The sequence below is a fragment of the Moorena producens PAL-8-15-08-1 genome (genome assembly GCF_001767235.1).
GTDB lineage: Bacteria > Cyanobacteriota > Cyanobacteriia > Cyanobacteriales > Coleofasciculaceae > Moorena > Moorena producens_A.
The window spans coordinates 4,063,864-4,083,745 of sequence record NZ_CP017599.1; the positions used below are offsets into that span (position 1 = coordinate 4,063,864).

At 44.4% G+C, this 19,882-nt stretch carries 23 protein-coding genes, 1 tRNA gene and 1 pseudogene; 12 read left to right on the top strand and 13 right to left on the bottom strand.

Annotation, left to right across the window (positions count from 1 at the left end):
* Window positions 1–337 precede the first annotated feature (337 nt).
* On the top strand, window positions 338–1,252 hold the full coding sequence (gene rsmH, locus BJP34_RS15030) for a 16S rRNA (cytosine(1402)-N(4))-methyltransferase RsmH (RefSeq protein WP_070393036.1): 915 nt from the start codon (window positions 338–340) through the stop codon (window positions 1,250–1,252).
* Between the two features lie 5 nt (window positions 1,253–1,257).
* Here the strand turns inward: rsmH and BJP34_RS15035 are convergent, their stop codons facing one another.
* Window positions 1,258–2,793 (bottom strand): cytochrome P450, encoded by a 1,536-nt coding sequence (locus tag BJP34_RS15035; RefSeq protein ID WP_070393037.1) that lies wholly within the window; start codon window positions 2,791–2,793, stop codon window positions 1,258–1,260.
* 189 nt (window positions 2,794–2,982) lie between these two features.
* On the opposite strand from BJP34_RS15035, the pseudogene mraW reads away from it, so the two are divergent.
* A pseudogene (gene mraW, locus BJP34_RS39890) lies at window positions 2,983–3,162 on the top strand (16S rRNA (cytosine(1402)-N(4))-methyltransferase); the annotation flags it as partial.
* Window positions 3,163–3,175: 13 nt separating this feature from the next.
* Here mraW and BJP34_RS15040 read toward each other — a convergent pair.
* Complete coding sequence (locus tag BJP34_RS15040; RefSeq protein ID WP_070393038.1) at window positions 3,176–3,478, bottom strand: hypothetical protein; 303 nt, start codon at window positions 3,476–3,478, stop codon at window positions 3,176–3,178.
* Between the two features lie 331 nt (window positions 3,479–3,809).
* Between BJP34_RS15040 and BJP34_RS43370 the strand changes: the two genes are divergently transcribed.
* The 3 genes from BJP34_RS43370 to BJP34_RS15050 are packed head-to-tail and all read left to right on the top strand — an operon-like array spanning window position 3,810 to window position 7,697.
* Window positions 3,810–3,956, top strand: coding sequence for a hypothetical protein (locus tag BJP34_RS43370; protein ID WP_158517229.1), 147 nt, complete (start codon window positions 3,810–3,812; stop codon window positions 3,954–3,956).
* On the top strand, window positions 3,949–5,277 hold the full coding sequence (locus tag BJP34_RS15045) for an AAA family ATPase (protein WP_070396685.1): 1,329 nt from the start codon (window positions 3,949–3,951) through the stop codon (window positions 5,275–5,277). The genes BJP34_RS43370 and BJP34_RS15045 overlap by 8 nt, the downstream gene beginning before the upstream one ends.
* Window positions 5,278–5,291: 14 nt before the next feature.
* Window positions 5,292–7,697 (top strand): tetratricopeptide repeat protein, encoded by a 2,406-nt coding sequence (locus BJP34_RS15050; RefSeq protein WP_229424376.1) that lies wholly within the window; start codon window positions 5,292–5,294, stop codon window positions 7,695–7,697.
* A gap of 217 nt (window positions 7,698–7,914) precedes the next feature.
* Here the strand turns inward: BJP34_RS15050 and BJP34_RS39895 are convergent, their stop codons facing one another.
* Window positions 7,915–8,151 (bottom strand): hypothetical protein, encoded by a 237-nt coding sequence (locus tag BJP34_RS39895; RefSeq protein WP_149030993.1) that lies wholly within the window; start codon window positions 8,149–8,151, stop codon window positions 7,915–7,917.
* 112 nt (window positions 8,152–8,263) lie between these two features.
* Here BJP34_RS39895 and BJP34_RS43375 point away from each other — a divergent pair, with 112 nt between their 5' ends.
* From BJP34_RS43375 to BJP34_RS15060, 3 genes are all read left to right on the top strand, one after another.
* Window positions 8,264–8,419 (top strand): hypothetical protein, encoded by a 156-nt coding sequence (locus tag BJP34_RS43375; protein WP_158517230.1) that lies wholly within the window; start codon window positions 8,264–8,266, stop codon window positions 8,417–8,419.
* Between the two features lie 533 nt (window positions 8,420–8,952).
* The gene (locus BJP34_RS15055) at window positions 8,953–9,414 is read left to right on the top strand and encodes a pentapeptide repeat-containing protein (protein WP_070393040.1); all 462 of its coding nucleotides are present in this window, start codon (window positions 8,953–8,955) and stop codon (window positions 9,412–9,414) included.
* Window positions 9,368–10,111 (top strand): molybdenum cofactor guanylyltransferase, encoded by a 744-nt coding sequence (locus BJP34_RS15060; RefSeq protein WP_324611063.1) that lies wholly within the window; start codon window positions 9,368–9,370, stop codon window positions 10,109–10,111. Before BJP34_RS15055 ends, BJP34_RS15060 begins: the two co-directional genes overlap by 47 nt.
* A gap of 459 nt (window positions 10,112–10,570) precedes the next feature.
* Here the strand turns inward: BJP34_RS15060 and BJP34_RS15065 are convergent.
* Window positions 10,571–10,643 (bottom strand) — tRNA-Thr (locus BJP34_RS15065).
* A gap of 421 nt (window positions 10,644–11,064) precedes the next feature.
* On the opposite strand from BJP34_RS15065, the gene BJP34_RS36860 reads away from it, so the two are divergent.
* Window positions 11,065–11,229 (top strand): ribbon-helix-helix domain-containing protein, encoded by a 165-nt coding sequence (locus BJP34_RS36860; RefSeq protein WP_083305188.1) that lies wholly within the window; start codon window positions 11,065–11,067, stop codon window positions 11,227–11,229.
* A 348-nt stretch (window positions 11,230–11,577) separates the two neighbouring features.
* Here BJP34_RS36860 and BJP34_RS15070 read toward each other — a convergent pair whose 3' ends face one another.
* The 5 genes from BJP34_RS15070 to BJP34_RS15090 form a co-directional block, all read right to left on the bottom strand.
* Window positions 11,578–11,703 carry a Dabb family protein gene (locus tag BJP34_RS15070; RefSeq protein ID WP_229424377.1) on the bottom strand — a complete coding sequence of 42 codons (126 nt, stop codon included), beginning with the start codon at window positions 11,701–11,703 and terminating at the stop codon, window positions 11,578–11,580.
* Window positions 11,704–11,797: 94 nt separating this feature from the next.
* Complete coding sequence (locus BJP34_RS15075; protein WP_070393042.1) at window positions 11,798–12,040, bottom strand: helix-turn-helix domain-containing protein; 243 nt, start codon at window positions 12,038–12,040, stop codon at window positions 11,798–11,800.
* Window positions 12,041–12,064: 24 nt separating this feature from the next.
* Entirely contained in the window at window positions 12,065–12,712 is a 648-nt protein-coding gene (locus BJP34_RS15080; protein ID WP_070393043.1) for an IS607 family transposase, read from the bottom strand.
* Between the two features lie 49 nt (window positions 12,713–12,761).
* Entirely contained in the window at window positions 12,762–12,947 is a 186-nt protein-coding gene (locus BJP34_RS15085; protein ID WP_229424378.1) for a Dabb family protein, read from the bottom strand.
* Window positions 12,948–13,039: 92 nt separating this feature from the next.
* Window positions 13,040–14,632, bottom strand: coding sequence for a Na+/H+ antiporter (locus BJP34_RS15090; RefSeq protein ID WP_070393044.1), 1,593 nt, complete (start codon window positions 14,630–14,632; stop codon window positions 13,040–13,042).
* A gap of 97 nt (window positions 14,633–14,729) precedes the next feature.
* On the opposite strand from BJP34_RS15090, the gene BJP34_RS15095 reads away from it, so the two are divergent.
* On the top strand, window positions 14,730–16,415 hold the full coding sequence (locus tag BJP34_RS15095) for a SpoIIE family protein phosphatase (protein WP_070396686.1): 1,686 nt from the start codon (window positions 14,730–14,732) through the stop codon (window positions 16,413–16,415).
* Window positions 16,416–16,418: 3 nt separating this feature from the next.
* Entirely contained in the window at window positions 16,419–16,835 is a 417-nt protein-coding gene (locus BJP34_RS15100) for an ATP-binding protein (RefSeq protein WP_070393045.1), read from the top strand.
* Here the strand turns inward: BJP34_RS15100 and BJP34_RS43380 are convergent.
* The 3 genes from BJP34_RS43380 to BJP34_RS15110 form a co-directional block, all read right to left on the bottom strand.
* A complete protein-coding gene (locus tag BJP34_RS43380; protein ID WP_158517231.1) occupies window positions 16,824–16,973 on the bottom strand; it encodes a hypothetical protein in 150 nt (49 codons plus the stop codon). The genes BJP34_RS15100 and BJP34_RS43380 overlap by 12 nt on opposite strands.
* A gap of 253 nt (window positions 16,974–17,226) precedes the next feature.
* A complete protein-coding gene (locus BJP34_RS15105; protein ID WP_070393046.1) occupies window positions 17,227–17,445 on the bottom strand; it encodes an SWIM zinc finger family protein in 219 nt (72 codons plus the stop codon).
* A 372-nt stretch (window positions 17,446–17,817) separates the two neighbouring features.
* Window positions 17,818–18,378: a Uma2 family endonuclease gene (locus BJP34_RS15110; protein WP_070393047.1), complete on the bottom strand. Its 561-nt coding sequence runs from the start codon at window positions 18,376–18,378 to the stop codon at window positions 17,818–17,820.
* Between the two features lie 48 nt (window positions 18,379–18,426).
* Between BJP34_RS15110 and BJP34_RS15115 the strand changes: the two genes are divergently transcribed.
* Window positions 18,427–18,669: a type II toxin-antitoxin system Phd/YefM family antitoxin gene (locus tag BJP34_RS15115; RefSeq protein ID WP_070393048.1), complete on the top strand. Its 243-nt coding sequence runs from the start codon at window positions 18,427–18,429 to the stop codon at window positions 18,667–18,669.
* Window positions 18,670–18,732: 63 nt separating this feature from the next.
* Here the strand turns inward: BJP34_RS15115 and BJP34_RS15120 are convergent, their stop codons facing one another.
* Window positions 18,733–19,584 (bottom strand): class I SAM-dependent methyltransferase, encoded by an 852-nt coding sequence (locus BJP34_RS15120; protein WP_070393049.1) that lies wholly within the window; start codon window positions 19,582–19,584, stop codon window positions 18,733–18,735.
* Window positions 19,585–19,882: the final 298 nt, after the last annotated feature.

A 19,882-nucleotide genomic window follows, 5' to 3' on the forward strand; every position in this document is an offset into this window, starting at 1 on the left:
GGCTTTCTTTTAGTTGACTGCAAATTTCCTGGTTGACTGACAAATCTAGTCTGATGCTTCTGTCATGGATTGACAGTACCCACAGGGGTACTTTTATCATTAGTCATTAGCTACTATAGCAATTCTAAATTGATTCAATATAGCTCATAAGTATGATCAAGCCTATAGTTGTTACGAAACCCTCCTTTCACTATAGTGCTGAGTAAGACAAGTCACTGTTTACAACTAGAGAGGTTACAGTTGATAGGTTACAGTTATAGAGTTCCCGGACAATCTGGTCTGATTAACAGCAGAAGGTCTAATATCCTCAGAACTTACTTAGGATTGCTAAAATCACATGGAAAATGAACAATTACAGACAAATACAACACCCTTTTTCCATGTGTCGGTATTGAGTCAGGAATTAATTGAGGGACTAGCGATCTGTCCGGGTGGTCATTACTTAGATGCCACTGTGGGTGGTGGTGGACACACTGAGTTAATTTTAGCAGCAGCACCGGATGTGGAGGTTACAGCTATTGACCGGGATGCTAATGCGATCGCAGCAGCCAAGACCAGGTTAGCCAGTTATGGCGGACGAGTTCACTTCTGGCATGGAAATTTTGCGGAGTATCAGTCTAATGATAGGGTATTTGATGGTATTATTGCTGATTTAGGCGTCAGTTCAGCTCAGCTAGATTTACCAGAGCGAGGCTTTAGTTTTCGCCATGCTGCTCAGTTAGATATGCGGATGGACCAGAGCCAGTCTCTGACGGCAAAGGATATTATTAATAATTGGGGTGAGGTACGGCTAGCGGATGTTTTTTATAAGTATGGGGAAGAACGGTTATCCCGGCGGATGGCACGCCGGATTGTGGAGAAGCGTCCGTTTCAGACAACCACTGAATTAGCCAATGCGATCGCATCTTGTGTTCCCCCTAAATACCGCTATGGCAGAATTCACCCAGCGACTCGGGTGTTTCAAGCCCTACGGATTGTCGTCAACCAGGAACTTGAGAGCCTCGAAACCTTCCTCGACATTGTCCCCCATTGGCTGAAACCAGGAGGAAGACTTGGAATTATCAGTTTTCACAGCTTGGAAGACCGGATTGTTAAGCACAAATTCCGGGAGTTGTCAACGAATTGCTCACTATTGCGAGTGCTAACCAAAAAGCCAACTGTAGCACAAGCTGAAGAAATCCAGCATAATCCTCGTGCTCGCTCCGCTAAACTCAGATTCGCAGAGCGACTAGAGCTGAGCATTCAAGACTAACAAGTCTAAGCTCTGGATTTAGTTCTCGAAACAAAACGAATCGGCATGCGATCGCGGGGAAATACTGTTAAATACTGATTAACATCTTCTAGAGAATCTCGGCCATTTACGAGTTCCCAGTTGAAATGACGGAGGAGTAAAGACAACATCACCGTTGCTTCTAAAAGTGCTAGAGGTGCGCCTACACAAAAATGAGATCCTCGGGAAAATCCAAACAGGAGGGGGAGTGGCTGTTGGTCAGTTTCCGTTTGCAGCCATCGTTCTGGACGAAATTCTTCCGGTTTTGGAAACATCTCAGGATCCTGTCCCGCAGCCCAGAAAAAAGGTTCGACGCCTACATTTTTTGGCATCTTGACCCCATCCAATTCTGTCTCTTGGGTCGTGACTAGGGGGATTCCGGTGGCCACTGGATGGAGTCGTAATGTTTCCTTGACCACAGCTTCTATATAGTCGAAATGTTTCAAAGTAGAAAGATTTAGCTCCCCTTCCTTCTCCCAGGCTTGATCCACAGCCTGTTGTGCGGCCTGAAAGACTTGAGGATTAAGCCCCAACTCCCCGACTGCAAAGGACATGGTATGAGCCGTAGTGTCATGACCTGCAAAGATAAAGGCTCGGGTCTCTGCCATCAGGGAGTCTTGGTCATGCTGGGGGTTTTTAGCAAATTGAACCAACATCGAATCCTGAAATGACGAACTGACTGATGGGGATTCGGCCTCAGAAGCCCTGGCCACTTGCAACGCCATCGCGACCCGAGGCTTTAAATTCTGTTGTAAATAATCTTGAGCCTGTCGGTATTCTCGGCCTTCTGATGTAGGGAGAAACTTAAACCATCGACTGCGACCTGCGGTCTGCAAAAGTACATGTTTTTCGAGGAGTGCAAGAGCTGCATACAGGCGCTTGGCATCGAAGGGGGGTTCCCCTGCAAAGTTTGAGGTTTTATCAAAGGTAACACCTAGGAAAAAGTAGGCAATGATATTCATGGTCAAGTCCACAAATAAGGGATCAACTTGAACCTCTTTGCCTGTTTGAGCCGAGCTTTGAAGTTGTGTGATGACTTGCTGACAACCCTGACGGATGAGATCGAACTTTTGAGTGAATCGACTGGCTCGGAAAGCTGGTGCTGCGGTTTGGCGACGCCACTTCCAAGCTTCACCAACCTGGTTTCCGATATGTACGCCAAACACATCTTTGTAGGCGTGATAAAAGGATGGACTGCGGGTAAATATCCCCTGGGCTTGCCCCTCTGTCAAAATGCTTTCAATCAGTTGGGGCTTTGCCACCATCACCATGGGTCTGGTGAAGATCCGTAGCGAAATCATGGAGCCGTATTGCTGCATCCATCGAAAGATTGTCAGAGAATAGGTTCCTTGTTTTGCAGCGGCAAGAAGTTCCATGGCGTTACCTGTGAGCCATTTCCCCTTGGGTGATGGCAGAGCATATATCGAGCTCAAAGCTAGCTGGCGTTGTTGCCAACGCCACAGGAGAAGGCTGATCCCTGTTCCTACAAGAAAAGCTAAAATTGTCCATGAATGCTCGAACATGCTCAAGGTTCTCCTGACTTTTACACTGCTAGGTAAATTCTACTACCGACCAAAGTCCCTCATATTCAGACAACCACTGAGTTAGGGAATGCGATTGGCCTTGGCCTTTGGGCCACGCGGGGCGCGTTTGGCCACGCTACGCGATTGGCCTTTGGCCACGCTACGCGAACGCATCTTGTGTTCCCCCTAAATTTGGAAGACCGGATTGTCAAGCACCAATTCCGGGATTTGTCAAATAATTGCTCACTATTGCGAGTGCTAACTAAAAAACAAACTGTAGCACAAGCTGACGAAATCCAGCATAACCCTCGTGCTCGTTCCGCTAAACTCAGATTCGCCCAGCGACTAGACCTGAGCACTCAACACTGACCCACTCAGCCCTCTAGTCTCGGGATGGGGCTGGTGCTAACAATCCAGCCAAGGAACCCAAAGAACCGGTGCCAATCCCCACCAGGATATCAGGAACATCCTTACCCGCCACAGCTAGTCCGATGGCACCTGTAACAGTTACCAGCATGGTACCGCCCAAGGCACTGACCACAATCCGGTAAATCCAACGGTCTGTTTCTAGAGGTGGACCAAGCCTACGGATAGTTTCCACTGGGTCTCTCTTGATTTCTTCTGCAAGTTCTGGATCTTTAGATACCCGTTCTACTAGTTCATTCATGGATTTAACTGGTTTCATGATAGTGAATTTTTTGTGAATCTAAAACTTAATACAGCTCTATTGCTCTCAATTCCTGATGTTTAGGGATTAGACTTCGCAGCAGTTGTGGGGAATTGGGAATCGGGAATCGGGGATAAGAATTGAGGCAAACAGTATGATAAAAGCGATGGACCGACCTAGGGTTGTCATCCGATTACACCATCTTTGAACTCTCTCCAGTTAAACTACTACTGATACTAAAGATCTGCCACGAGTACAAAAAAACTTAATAACGGACGTGATAACAATCAATTTCAGTACTGAAAGCGTCAAATCTTATCACTACTCCCTACTCCCTACTCCCGTCTTGATGCAGTCGCTCATGGGGGAAACCACGGCAGTCGCTCATGGGGGGGACCCCCAAGACCGCGCTGCCTTCCCAAGACCGCGCTGCATCGCTACTCCCTATTCCCTACTCCCTATTCCCTATTCCCTATTCCCTTCCCTCTATGACTGATTTACTGGAAAACCTCTACAATGCCTTTGACCCCTCCCAACCGTTACCGGCAGGGGACCCGGTTTATGTCGATTGTCGGGAAGTGCGGGGGGATGGAGAGATCCAGGTGGATTTAGGGAAAGAGATGTTGCTTTCTAAGCGAGAGACCTATCATTTATATGGAGGTCATCGGGGGGCAGGAAAATCTACAGAATTGTTCCGATTGAAGCAATATTTAGAACAAAATAACTTCTATGTGGTGTATTTTGCCGCAGATGAAGAAGATGTGGACTCCGAAGATACTCAATATACCGATATTCTGCTGGCCTGTACTCGCCATTTGCTCGAAGACCTCAAGGATAGTGCTAATCCCAGGCCGTTGTTGAACTGGCTCGAAAGCCGCTGGCAAGAGTTGAAAGATTTGGCCCTGACTGAATTAGCATTTGATGGACTAAGTGCAGAAGCAAAAATTTCTCAGTATGGCAAGCTAACTGCTAATTTAAGAGCTGTACCAACCTTGCGTCAACAGATTCGACAGAAAATTAATCCCCACACCGTTACTCTCCTAAAGGCGTTGAATCAGTTTATTACAGAAGCCAAACAGAACTTACCAGCTGGATGTACTAAATTAGCAGTAATTGCGGATAATTTAGACCGGATTGTTCCAGTTATCCAAGAGAGTAACCAAACTAATCATGAAGAAATTTTTTTAGACCGTAGTGAACAATTAAAAGGATTAAAGTGCCATATTGTCTACACAGTTCCGATTTCAATGCTGTACTCCAAGCGAGCCAATGATTTGCGAGAAACCTATGGTTATCCCCAGGTTTTACCGATGATTATGGTACGCACTAAAGAAGGTAGCCTTTATGAGCCTGGATTCAATAAAATTAAAGAAGTGATTAGCAAGCGAGTCGGCCAATTTGCTCCCAATCGCTCCCTAGAAACCGATATATTTGAAAGTCCAGAAGCCTTAGAGCGCTTGTGTCTTATGAGTGGAGGTCATGTGCGGAATTTGCTATTATTAATCCAAACCGCCATTGCTCGCACCGAAACCTTACCGATTTCCCTCAGAGCAGTGCAACGAGCCATTACTGATGCACGAGATACCTATCGCCGAACGGTTCAGGATGGACAGTGGTCGATTTTAGCCGATGTTTACCGCTCCAAGCAGATACACAATAATGACCAGTATCGTCAGTTATTATTCAATCGCTGTTTGTTAGAGTATCAATACTTCGATGAGGAAGGAGAAAGACAGTGTTGGTACGATATTCATCCCCTGATTAAAGGGATTCGGGAATTTAAAGAGGCTTGTGCTCAACTAGACTCACAGCCGTAAGGTAGTTGCGTAGGGTGTCTTACCGGGCGGGCTGTTTCAACCAGGAACGAAGAGGCGGAAAATCAGGGCTAGCCCAAAAATGGTGCGTTACGGGGCGGACTATCCCAACCCTGGCGCTTGAGCGAAAAATAAGGGCAAGTCAGCCCCTAACGCACCCTACGCACTCCCTGCTCCCTACTCCCTACTCCCTACTCCCTGCTCCCTTACAACCAATGGTAAACTTTACTGATGCGGACGAGGATTTACCTCCAGCGAGTCCAGAAGAACAATACCAAGACTTACTCCGTGCCGTCCGACGCCGTAGAGGGTTTGGATTATTATTTGTCCGTTGTTCTCCCGCAGAAGCAGAGAAGTTGGTTAAGCAGGTTAAGCAGGATTTGCCTCAGAAAACAATAGAGGTGTTGCGCTTCGAGGAACCCATTGATAATTTATACAGCATTGTTCAGGATCGCCCCGACTTTCAACACATCAAGGTTTTATTTATCCAAGGTCTAGAATACTCGTTTTATAAGTATGAAGAGACGAAATGTCAGCAGGGATGGGATAGCAAAGCAATTTATTCCTATAGTTGGAAAGGGGTTCCTCATATTTTAAATCATCTCAACCAACACAGAGAACGATTTCGAGAGGATTTTCAGATTTGTTTTGTGTTTCTCTTACGGTCATTTTCCCTGAATTATTTTATCCACCGCGCTCCTGACTTTTTTGACTGGCGTTCTGGTCTGTTTGACTTTCCTAGCAAATCAGAGGAGTGTCAACAAGAAGACTTTCAGAATCAGTCTTTGAATCCTGAAGAACGAAGTAAACAAATTATCGCGATTAAAGAATGCCTGGAAGCAGAGCATCACACTCCTGAAGAGCAAGCCGATTTACTAGTTGAACTAGGAATGCTACTCGTTGCTGCCCAAGAGTATGAAGACGCGATCGCTAACTTCGACCAAGCTTTGGAAATTAAACCGGATGATCACCAAGTTTGGTACAGTCGGGGGGTTGCCCTATCAATATTAGGACGTTTGGAAGCAGGGATTGATTCCTTTGACCAAGCTGTCAAAATTAAACCGGATTACCACGAAGCTTGTTACAAGCAGGGGAATGCTTTATCAGATTTAGGACGAAATGAAGCAGCGATTAAATCCTATGAAAAAGCTGTGAGAATTAAACCCGACCTAAACCAAGCTTGGTACAAGCGGGGGAATGCCCTTTTGGATTTAGGAAAAAACGAAGCAGCGATTAAATCCTATCACCAAGCTTTGAAATTTAAATCTGATTTCCACCAAGCTTGGTACAACCGGGGGATTGCTCTATCCGAATTAGGAAATTTGGAAGCAGGGATTGAATCGTTTGACCAAGCTTTGAAATTTAAACTGGATTTCCACCAAGCTTGGAATAGCCGGGGTGTTGCCCTATCCGAATTAGGAAATTTGGAAGCAGGGATTGAATCGTTTGAGCAAGCTTTGAAATTTAAACCCGATGACCACGAAGCTTGGTACAACCGGGGGAATACCCTATCGGATTTAGGACGAAATGAAGAAGCCATCGATTCCTATGACCAAGCTTTGAAAATTAAACCGGATTACCACCTAGCTTGGAACAACCGGGGGATTGCCTTATCCGATTTAGGACGAAATGAAGAAGCCATCGATTCCTATAACCAAGCGTTTAAATTTAAACCCGACCTCCACCAAGCTTGGTACAACCGGGGGCTTGCCTTACGAAAATTAGGACGAAACAAAGCAGCGATTGAATCCTTTGACCAAGCTTTGAAAATTAAACCCGATCACCACCAAGCTTTGAATAACCGGGGGCTTGCTGTATGGCAATTACTACGAAATGAAGAAGCTATCGATTCCTATGACCAAGCTGTTAAAATCAAACCCGATGACCACCAAGCTTGGTACAAGTGGGGCAATTACCTATCGGATTTAGGAGATTTTGAAGCAGCGCTTTATTCCTATGACCAAACTTTGAAAATTAAACCGGATGACCACGAAGCTTTGTACAACCGGGGGATTGTCTTATCGGATTTAGGACGAAATCAAGAAGCCATCGATTCGTTTGACCAAGCTTTGAAAATTAAACCGGATGACTACGAAGCTTTGTACAACCGGGGGGTTGCCCTATGGAAATTAGGAAGAAATAGAGCAGCGATCGATTCTTATGACCAAGCTTTGAAAATTAGACGCGATCTCCACCAAGCTTGGTACAACAAAGCCTGCTGTTATGCCTTACAAGGACATATAGACTTAGCCCTAGATAACTTACAACAGGCAATTGATCTCAATCCTGAAGACAGTCGAGAGATGGCAAAAACTGACTCAGATTTTGAAACCATTCGCTTACACCAGCGGTTTCAGGAGTTGATTAATATCAAGTCTGGGATTTTAGGGAATAGGGAGTCGGTAGTCGGGAATCGGGAATAGGGAATAGGAAAAAATTATGTGTACCTCATTACTATGATAAACGCTATAGCAATGGGTGTAATGGTGTTGACAACTTCAAGGAACCAAGAATTGCTAATACCAATTTCAAAGTATATTGTTGATCATCTCACTCCCCATCTCCCCATCTCCCCATCTCCCCATCTCCCCATCTCCCCATCTCCCCATCTCCCCATCTCCCCACACCCGACGCTATCGCTTATTCCAGTTGCCGTTCCGAGGGTGTTATGGTGTCCGTCAACCCTTCAAAGGTACCAGAATTGACGATAAAATACAACAATCCAGCAAACACTAGAAGAGCTAGAAGCATGGAACAACCGCGCATATCCTTCTCCTCCTTTAATTTATGAGCACTATCAGCATTATTCCACAAGGTTGTTACTTTAGCGGACAGGCAATTACCGTCAAAGCAACAACCCTGCGGGGTTAAAAGCAACGGAGTTAAATAGGTTTAAACCTAATATTTTCCGCTACTGAATTAATTGTAATTAATTATGGTCATCAAATACCATTTTTGTATCAATTTTTCATTAACTGTGTAACGAAGTGTGAAAACCTATCGTCAGCTATCAGCTATCAGCTATCAGCGTCGAAGTCTGTGCCAAGCTGTTCGGTGTAGCGTGGGCGTAGCCCATATGCTTACATCTCAGTTCCCTGGCCTTTTGGCCTTTTGGCCACGCTACGCGAACGGCCACGCTACTTGAGGTGCCCAAGGGAGGAATTGATAGTATTTGGCTTTGAGTCCGTTGAACTCGTCAGCCCGATAGCTTGTTTTAAGCTGACAGCTGAACGCGCACGCGTGAGCCAAAAGCTCACGGCTAAAAGCTTACCTAAATACTTTGCCAAGAGGTATATTAGATAACAGATTTACCGTCTTACTTAGTCACAGGATTTTTCACAAATCGATTATGATTGCTATATTAGCGGTTTCACAAAATACTTAATTTTAATAATTTATTAATTAAATCTTTACAGTATGGTAATTGGTGAAACCAGATAGGGCGGGAAAAGATAGTATAACTAGTTACAAATTAAATCTACGACATATATCCTAAAAAATCAGCAATATGTCGTAAAAATTAGCAATTTTGAAAAGATAGGCTGGTTTTTCATTAGAATTTGAGGTAATTTAATTCGACAATAAATCTAAGTGATCAACCTAAGCCGTTGATTCTATCAGGGTGCTGAGCATTTCATAGTTGTATTCGTGTATTTCAGAGTGTATTTCGAGTAGTAAATGGAATTCCTTGAACTAATTAAGGGTGTTGCTCTAGAGCCAACTGACAATTCACTTAGAATTGACCTGAAGGATGCCAACTTAAGGGGTGCTGACTTAAGGGGTGCTGACTTAAGGGGTGCTGACTTAAGCAGAGCTGACCTAAGTGATGCCAATCTTAACGGTGCCCTGCTCAACGGAGCTGATTTGAGTCGTGCCTACCTTAGATGTGCGGATCTCAGTGATGCTAACCTGAGTGATGCCAACTTGATGGGTACTTATCTGAGTCGTACTGACCTCAGTCGTGCTAACCTAGGTGGTGCCAACCTGAGTAATGCCAACCTGATTGGTAGTCGAGTAGATAGTACTCAGTTTGGAGATAACTTAGGAATATCTCAGGATATCAAGCATGACCTAAAGGGACGAGGGGCAATCTTTGAGGAGTCTCCGAGTCTACGTTCTGGAATTCTTGTCTGTTCCTGACCAAACTATGGGCAGTGCTATACCAAGTACTAATTACGACTTAGCCCTCTCAGGGATTGTCCTTGCAGGAGGGCTGAGTTCTCGTATGGGTAGGGATAAAGCTTTGATTGCGATCAAGGGTGTGCCTTTACTGCGCAGAGTGTGTGATGTTGCCCTCAGCTGTATTGGTCAAGTCTCTGGTCAAGTCTCTGGTCAAGTCTCTGGTCAAGTCTATATCGTCACTCCCTGGCCAGAACGATACGTGGATATCTTACCTGAGACTTGTCGTGTCGTTCGGGAAGTGCCGTTACCAGAAGAGAGCACACCTCATGGTCCTTTGGTAGGATTTGCTCAAGGATTAGCTCATGTTGAAACAGATTGGGTACTGTTACTTGCCTGTGATTTACCCCAATTAAAAGCAGAGGTTGTGCAAGGTTGGGTCAAGCAGTTGCAGCAGACTCAGGAAAATGCGATTGACCAAAGGTCAAGCTACGCGAACGCACTCTTGCCACGAAACCCCAAGGGCTGGGAACCCCTGTGCGGTTTTTACCGACGCCAGTGTCTACCGAGCCTCACTGAGTTTATCAATCAAGGGGGAAGGTCATTTCAGCGTTGGTTGGCCCAGCATCCAGTACAGGAGTTACTAGTCAGCGACACTAGGCCATTTTTTAACTGCAATACCCCTGCTGACCTAGAACAGTTGGAAATACAGGACTAAGCAGTTCGGGTAACGCCTGAAATGCCTGGTTGTTTGATAGCAATTCTCTTTCCCATGAGGTACAAAGGGATCCCCCATTATCCCCCTTAAAAAGCAGGGCTGTTTCATTCTCGCCAAAAATAGATGGGGAGATGGGGAGATGGGGAGATGGGGAGAATTTTGGAGAAATAGTGGGAATTTTGGCCAAATTTATCTAACACTCATAGAAGGCTGAATCACGAATTGTTAGTCATTGGAGTTGCTTCCTCCCAACTAATTTGTCAGATTTTAATGACTAAATTGGCGGATTTTTCGGGAAATTTTAGTTTATTTCCCTATCCCCCTATCCCCCTATCCCCCTATCTCCAATAATCGTTAACTTATTAAAGTTTGAAACAGCCCTACCCTTAAAAAGGGGGACTTTGAGGTTGAGAAGTGTACCTCATACATGCAATAAACGCTATAACTATTTTTTTTATAAGCTGGTGACAGGATTCGAACCCGCGGCCAGCTGATTACAAATCAGCTGCTCTACCAACTGAGCTACACCAGCAATCTTTTTTAGTATAACACCTAACACAACAACCAGTATAACACTAATTATAATAGTAGGCAACTGGTTAAGTATAACACGACTACTGACTAAGGATCTAGTCAAAGCTAAACATCACCCCAGACCCTACACGCCACACTCCACAATCACGCTGGTGATCGGATGATGTTTAGCAATATTTTTTGAAGGTCCTAGTCACATCCTGCCGACGCTGACCCCGACCATTACAGCACGGGACTTATAGCTCCCCAGACCCGACCCTAGTTAACTTTTGCTCTTGGTTAGGGAAAAACCTACCTGTCTATTGGGTCGGCAGAAAGCTTTCCATTACAATTTATGGAATAACATATAGTTTCTTTTTATTTGTGTTAATTTATGTTTATTTGGGTAAAAACCTAGAGTAAAAATTATTGTTAATCATATGGCTAAAGTAACCGTAACTCTCTATATGGAAGAAAAAGACAAAGAAGCGCTTCAACGATTGGCAGATGCCGAGGAGCGCTCCTTGTCCCAAATGGCAGTACTAATTCTTAAACGAGCGATTAAAAAAGCTGAGCAGGCAGGAGACATCCCACCCAAAGAGTAATGAGTAAGGGGGTGACAAGCAGCCTTGTTAGCCTTACTGGGTGTAGGGTGTAGGGTGTAGGGTTTAGGGTTTAGGGTTTAGGGTGTAGGGTTTAGGGTTTAGGGTGTGGGGTGTGGGGAAAACTTTTTTTGGAACTAAGGCAATCATTGTCTTAATGCAGTTGCTCATGGAGGTTTCCCCCAAGACCGTAATGGTGCGTTTACAGTCATCGAATTAAATTCGCCACGGGTCGCACCTCTGCATCGCTTTTGGATTTATGTGTACAGCTACCCCAAACCCCACACCCCACACCCCACACCCCACACCCCACACTGTCACCCCCTCAGTTCCTATCCTCTATCCTTGAGGCTAGTCAACTTCGTAATCTACTGCGATGATGTCCCCTTGGATAGGTTTGATATAGTTCTGGACTACTTCCTGGTGGGCTGGGTGATCAGTATAGGTACTCAGAGCATCGCGATTGACCAGTTGCACACTGTCGGTGGCTACCGATAAAACGCCTGTGGAGTAGAAGAAGCCGTCTTCCTACGTATACAAACGAAGCAGGAATTGGACTTCAGACCGATGTCTAGGTTTGTGTAAGATCCATGAAGCACCAGGCAAAATCAGGATTCTTTTTGGTGACGTTGGTAAAAATCTTTTTGATAGCAGTCAATCGCTTAGCATCCGAAGCTTTAACACCGTCAAAATCCCAAGAAGACATCATGATACTGAGACCGTAGTTATATACGAACCGAGAGAAGCCAGCGCAACCAGCTAAGAAGCCAGATTGTTTGTGATTGACTTTAAGTTCTCGTTTGAGTGCATACATGATGTGTATCCTGGGAATTCGACCTTAAACTTGTACTTCCATTTCTACTTTAGCGCAATTTTCCGGATTGTCGATGTTTTTGTCAATATTTTCTTGAATTGGTTGGACAGATCGACGTAGACCGTAGAGCCGACAAGAGAAACAGTGAATAATTGCCATCAGGTCTTCCACCATTTCTTGTTGGGGACTAAGTGACTCATTGTTAGTCACAACGATATTACAATCACAATAGTTAGCTAACTCAACGATCAGCTCGAAGGCAAACCTACATAGACGGTCTTTGTGAGCTACGACGATTGTAGAAATCTGTCCGGATAGCATACGGAATATCAGGTTTAGAAACTTCTTACGTTTGAAATTAAGACCACCACCGACTTCTTTAATCACTTCATCAATTTGAATTCCAGAAGCACAGCAGAAGGTATCCATAGCTTTGACCTGGTTTTCAAGTTCGGGTTTGAGAGCGGGGGATGATACGCGACAATAAACAACTACCAGCCGCTTGGCATGATCACGGGATAGACCTTTAAGTTGATTGATATGCTTCTGGGTGTAAATACGATGATTGCCAAGGCTGCGATCGGCTACCAATTTTCCCGAAATATCCCAACGCTGGAGAGTTCTAACGGTGACACCGGCGATTTTGGCGAATTCATGAGGACGATAATGCATCTTCGACAATCCTGTGTAGGTTTGTCGAAGATTGTGGATGATTCAAGGACTAATTGTCAACTCTCAAAGCATGCTGAAATCCCTGAGACCTGAGGGGTGAAAAGTTCTCTCCACAGGAAAGTTCTACAATCTCAGGAATTTGGTCTTTCAGAGCTAGGAGTCCATTCATAGCTAATGCGATCGCATCCGGTGAAGCGTCTTCTTTCCACTTGAACAAAATAATATGCTCGATCATGTTTACTTAAAAGTTCCTAAATTCCCATTACCACAGGCCAGGTGTTAAATGTTCAGATTAAACACCGATTTCAGAACCTAATCATTCCATAATTACGTCACACCCTCAATATCAATGGTTTTCTGATCTGCCTCAATCAGTACCTGCTGCATAATCGGTGAAAGGTTTTCATTGAGCCGTCCAGAACGAATAAATTCGGCGTAGGTATCAGCTTCAATATCTAACATGGTTTCTTGAAGTTGCTCAAGCTCAAGAGTTTCGAGTTCAGGGTGGTTACTCCGTAACTCCTCAATTTCATTGTTAATCGTTGTCAGTTGGGAATCGATAAGTTTGGTTTGATAGCGCCACAGGTCTGAATCGATTTCTGTGGTGTTTAAGCCCTCCTCAAGATAATTTCTGACCCGATTCAGGGCGATGCGACGGGCAAGAACTTCAGAATATTGCTGACGTAAGGGTTGGTCACCAATTAAATTTAACTTTTCGAGAAACCATCGAGTGGTTAACCCTTGGACTAGCAGGGTAAACAGTACCACCCCAAACACAGTTTCGATAATATCTTGTCGTCCTTCTAACACAACTGGCACACTTAAGGCCAGAGCAATGGAAACCGAACCTCGCAAGCCACCCCACCATAGGACGGTTTGTTCCCGCCAACCAATTTGAGAGTTGACCAAGATATTGCTGAGTGCGCCCAAACCATAAACTGCGATCGCTCTGGTGAGTAGTACAGCCAAGATAGTAACCGCAATTAATTTGATATTTTGCCCTAAACTAGCTATTTTGATTTGGTCACCAATCAGTAGAAAGACAATCGAGTTCACAAAAAAGGCTAAAAAGTCCCAAAACTCAGAGACAATCAACCGGGTACGGGGGTTCATACCAATGCGGGAGCCAAAATTGCCCAAGATCACCCCAACGGTGACTACCCCAATCACACCAGATCCCCCTAGTTCCTCCACAATTAAATAAGTGCCATAAGCAGAAACCAAGGTCAGGGATTGCTCCACCAGGGGTAAATCAAAGCGTTGGGTGGCGTAGGAAATTCCAAAACCAATGATGCAACCGATACCAATCCCAATCCCCACAAACCCTAAGAAACGGGCAACACTAGTGGCAATGGAAAATTCTTCTAGTCCTAGGGGTAGTCCGACTAATAAACTAAAAGCAACCACCGCTACCCCATCATTAAATAGGCTTTCCCCCTCCATCAGAGTTTTCAGCCGTTTATCCGCACCCAATTCCCGAAATAGGGCAATAACCGAAACTGGGTCAGTGGCAGAAAGACTGGCTCCAACCAATAAAGCTATGGTCAGGGGTAGTCCTGTCAGCTGATTGATAGCAAAGGCAATGCCAACTACAGAAATAATCACCCCAGCGATCGCAAATAGACTCACCGGTACCAAATCCCGTCGTAAGTCCCGCCAGCGGATATTCCAAGCGGCTTCAAAGAGTAGGGGGGGTAGGAAAATTTCCAGAATCAGTTCTGGTGATAAGTTAACCAGTCGGACATCCACAAAAGCCAAGCCTAACCCAACAATTACCAGTAATAGGGTGTAAGGAATTTTACGGAACCAGGAAAAGATCCGAGATAGGGTTGCCACACTTAAAGACACCGACAGCACTAGGAGAAACTGTTCGAGGTTTTGCTTAATGGCGACTTCGCCGACAGTGGACTCTAGGGACATACAGAAACTCCAAGATACACTCAAAAGGGAAAGCCTCCTGCCCATGCCTAAAATCACAGGGGTTTTCGGTTTTCCCCTTACCAAACCACAATTACTGATGAGTCAGGGAAATCAAGACAAACTCAAATTGATGGTAGTAGACGATGAGTCTGACAACTTAGATCTACTTTACAGAACCTTCCGCCGAAAATTTCAAGTGTTCAGAGCTAATGATGCCATAACCGCCTTAGATATTTTGGACACTGAAGGAGAGATGGCGATTATTATCTCAGATCAGCGCCTAGGGGGAATGAATGGCACAGAATTCTTAAGCAGGACAGTAGAGCGTTTTCCAGATACAATTCGCATCCTGTTGACTGCCTACACAGATATAGAAGATTTGGTGGAAGCGATTAACTCAGGTCAGGTCTATAAATACATCACAAAGCCTTGGCAGGGTGAGGAACTAAAAGCAGTGGTGCGACAAGCTGCGGAAACTTACCAAGTCCTAAAAAAAAGAACCAGGGAACTTTCTCGAGCCTTACGACGGGAAGAATTGTTCAATATGGTGACAACGGCAATTCGAGAATCTCTAGATTATAGTAATCTACTGCAAAAGGTAGTGACCACCATGGGTCAAGCCTTTGATGCTACCGCTTGTTTCCTGCAACCGGTAGAGTTCAACCAACTCACACCAGAATGTTTCACCTACAAGGTTTCTGGGGATGGCAATACACCTCATATCCCTAATGCTGATTTGATGATACAACAGGTATTAGAGAAACCCGAGACTAAGTTGTGGCAAGAAACAAGGGATGGTCAGAATTCGGTGCATTTGATCGTTCCCCTACCGGACCAACAACAGATCTTAGGGGTGTTGTGTCTCTACCAGCAAAAGAGTGAGGGATCTTGGAATACAGACGATATCCAGCTAATAGAAGCCGTTGCTAAACAAGCAGCGTTAGCGATTTCTCAGGCAAAACTACTCCAACGCACCCAGTTACAGGCTCAGCAGATGCGGGATGAACTAGATGTAGCTCGCCAGATTCAGAATAATTTGCTGCGTCAGAGTTGGCCAAAGATGGAACAGGTGCGAGTGCAAGCTCACTGCACCCCAGCGCGACAGGTTGGTGGGGATTTTTTTGAAGTCTATGTTCATCCCCAAGGAGATATATGGCTAGCAGTTGGAGATGTCTCCGGTAAAGGCGTACCTGCTGCCTTATTTATGACCAGTGCCATGTCGATGTTACGACGGGAACTTGCTCAAGAAATATCCCCAGACCCAAAAACAGTGATCCAAAATCTTAACCACACCATGTCAGATGACCTTTATAATACCAACCGTTTTATTACCCTGGTCTTGGCTCGTTATACCCCTGACAAACAACAGTTGGTTTACGCTAATGCTGGTCATACCTATCCTATGGTTTGGTCTGATCACCAAGTAGTCCAACAACACTCAGAATCAAAAACTCCAGAGCCGACTTACCTCGAGGTTCGGGGTATTCCCTTGGGAATTTTGCCAATTTGGCAGGCGGAATCAGGACATTTAAGATTAAATTCAGGTAGCATCCTGCTACTAACAAGTGATGGAATTACGGAAGCAACCCTGAATCCAGTGACAGGTCGTTCATCTAATGGGTCAAGCAGCACCAGTTCTAGGCTTGAGTCATCCGGTCTTTGGCAGCTTCTGCTTCAGGAACCTGCTCCCTTTGACCTTAGTAATTTCTTAGCTCGGATTCGAGAGCGTACTAACCCGATTCAGGAAGACGACCAAACCCTAGTATCTCTGGAGGTATTGTAGTGAATGAAAACAGAACTACAGATACCGAGTGACCTAAAGTTTTTGAGCATTGTCGAAAACTGGTTTATAGGGATTTTGCAGGTTGAACTCGGAAATCGTGTTGATTGGCCTAGTCTATCCAATCGTTTGCGATTGGTATTAGTGGAAGCTTACTCTAACGTAGTGCGTCATGCTCATCGCGATCAACCCAATTTACCCATCTTGATTTGCCTAGAACTCAAAGAACGGGATATTGCTCTGGAGATTTGGGATTATGGTCAAGGATTTGACCCATCGTTTTATAAAGCACCGAATCCAGGTGATTTACAGGAAAACGGCTATGGCTGGCTAATTATCCATCGACTAATGGATCGGGTGGAGTATCGCTTACAGGTCAATGGTCGGAATTGTTTGGAGTTGCAAGTCAGCTTAGCCCAGTAGCCCATTTGTATCTGGGTTGTAAACACAGGATTTGCCCAAAAAGGCAAGAGGCAACAGGCAACAGGCAATAGGCAACAGGCAATAGGCAACAGGCAATAGGCAACAGGCAATAGGCAACAGGCAATAGGCAACAGGCAAAAGGGGAAAGAGATCCGGAGTGTGATTGCACAGTAAAAATAGACTTCCTAGGTTTACGTCTCAAATACAAAGGCTATATATCTGAACCTCATTAAGCCGGTCTAAAATTTCCTCTAAACTAGGACGCTATTCAATTAGTTCTGGTTCGTGCAAGCATACTAATAATGTTGCTACAATATGTTTGCCGTATCCTCCATGTCCGTAAGGACAACTACAATAACCTGCGTCTAATTCATCTTCTTCAAAACCAATATTAATAGGTGCGCTTTCCGCATCTAATTATTAAATTCGCCACGGGTCGCACCTCTTGATAAGGGCGAATATCACTACTTTCAACGTCTGCTGTAATTAATTTCCCCCGTTGAACTACTCTTCTCACATGGCCATCGTGATAATAAGCTTTTCCTCGTTGCCATGATTGGCTACTGGTATAAGAACGAATAATTTCCTGGCTGATTTCTGGAATAGACATTGCTCAGTACCCTGGTATGTATGCTTTTGATCTAACAGCGATGGCAGGATGGAAGCACAGTAGAAGTAAATGCCTTTTTTAATTAGATCAAATCAGTAGATCAAAAACTAGCGATCGCTACTTTGACAGTTGATAGCCCTATCCCTTGAAAAACTGATTATGACAAGTTTCCAGATCGGAATGAGTGGCTAGGAAAAGCCTAGGTTTTCGGATTTACCCTTTTTTAAAAAACTAAAGGATTTTGAGTATATAGTATCAGGGTAAGCACAGGAAAAATTACCCTATAATGTAAAGAAATATTTTAATCAAGCCGATGCATCCACGGCGCGACTATTGCTTGTGCAAAGGTGGGATTGCCTATTGCTAGCTTGCTTATTCTCTATAAGAGTTTAACGATACTAGCTTTTCTACTGATAGTTCAATATGCTCAAAAGCCACAAGGGAGAGATTTCCTTGGCTGTAGGTTTGTTGAATTTGATAACTATTGCCCGATGGTTGCTGAAACACGATCAGTTGTTGAGCTTTCAAATCTACAACCCAATATTCTAAGATGCCAGCATGAGCATAAGTAATTCGCTTCTGTTCCAAATCTTTTTCTAAGGTACTATCAGAGATTTCTATTAATAGGTAAATTTCTTCAGCAGAAGGGTGACGAGAGTCATACAAGGAAACGGGCAATTTGACAACGGCAATATCTGGTTCTGGTTCTGAATCAGGAAGGGAAATAGGATGTGATTCGTAAATCTTGGCGCTACCTCGGAGCTGTTCCCGCAAATATTCGGCGATAGAATCGTTTATTTTGCGATGTAAAGGTCCCTCTGGTGACATTTCAATAATTTGCCCTTCTAGTAATTCGACACGACGCTCACTTAGGATACCTGCTGCTATCATGTTATGATAGTCTTGAATTGACCATTTAGCTAAGGTTATCATGGTTGTATTTACGGTTGATATACTATATTAATTAAATACTATGAAGATATGACGATTCATGTAAACAAACAAGAAGCTGAACAACGATTCTCTGAATTATTCAGTCAGGTACTCAAAGGAGAAGAAATTATCATTTCAGCACAGGGCCAAGAAATGGCAAGGATTATTCCCTCAATAAAACCACCAAAACCAAGAGTGCCAGGTATCGACAAAGGGCGTTTAGTTGTTCCAGATGATTTTGACGATCCTCTCCCTGAAGAGATTTTAGAATCTTTTTACGGTCAAGGATAACCGATCACATGGAAGCTTTACTTGATACAAATGCCTTTTTGTGGTGGGCTGCTGCGGGAGAGTTCAAGGTTTCTGAGCAGATACAACTATGGCTGACATAGGCAGAAGCAGTCGATTATTTTGCCTATAGCTTGCCGTTTCCTGGTGAATTGCTGCCCGTATATTGTCCAGGGATTGACTAGTTTGAGCGCGCAGTATACCACCTGTTCTGGCGGTGCCTTTATAAAAAGCATCAAAAAGTTCATCGGCACTGCTAAGTTCCCAGAGTAGGGGTATTTCTTGGAAAGAAGGATTCTTAAATCCTAAATTTTGCAAACACTTGCAGCAATAATCCGGTTCACTAAACAGAAAAAATGGTGGCCCTTCTGGAAGAGTAATATCTGTATTTTTATAGGTTTCAATCGCCTTATTCATAATCTTCAAGGCTATCGATTTTTCTGGCTTACTCCACACAGTAAACCCAAACTTGGCCTGGCTACGAATTACCCGAAATGCTTCACCCAGTGCCTTTTCTGGTTCAGCCAAATGCAAAATTCCAAAGTTCATTACGGCTGCTTGATATTGAGATTCGGCAAAGGGTAAGGATTCGGCTTCCCCCTGACAAAATTCGATCGCGTAGCGTGACCGTAGGTCAATCTGGGGATTGAGTTGCTGTGCTTTAGCAACCATAGCGTCTGATAAATCTACCCCCGTCACCTTACATCCTCGCTTGTGGGCCTGGGCAGCCACATAGCCAGGACCAGTGGCAATATCAAGCAATTGCATATCCCTTGCCGCATTTACACTATCAAGCAGAGTTTCGATAGTTTGGCTAGTCAGAGAGGAAAAAGAGGAATGATATTGGTCTACTGACTGTTGCCATCCACAATATTCAAATTGTCTAAATTCCTTGGGATTATTGGTGGGGACGGTCATCTTTCGGTAATTTTTTTGGATTGAGATGAGGGACAATTACGTTTACTATAATACAGTTACTAGAATGCAGTTACTAGAATGCAGTTACTAGAATACAATTAATATAAGAGGTTGTCTGAGAAGTCTCATTTGCTACATCCAAGCCCCCGTTGGTCCCCATCTGTAAAAAAGCGAAGCATCCGCTAATTCCCCCCAGAATTGGGGGGTTAGGGGGGCGGGGGACTTTTAGAAGAAAATTGACTCTTTTTCCCCCCAAAGTTGGGGGGCTAGGGGGGCAAAATCCAGTATAAAAAAACTT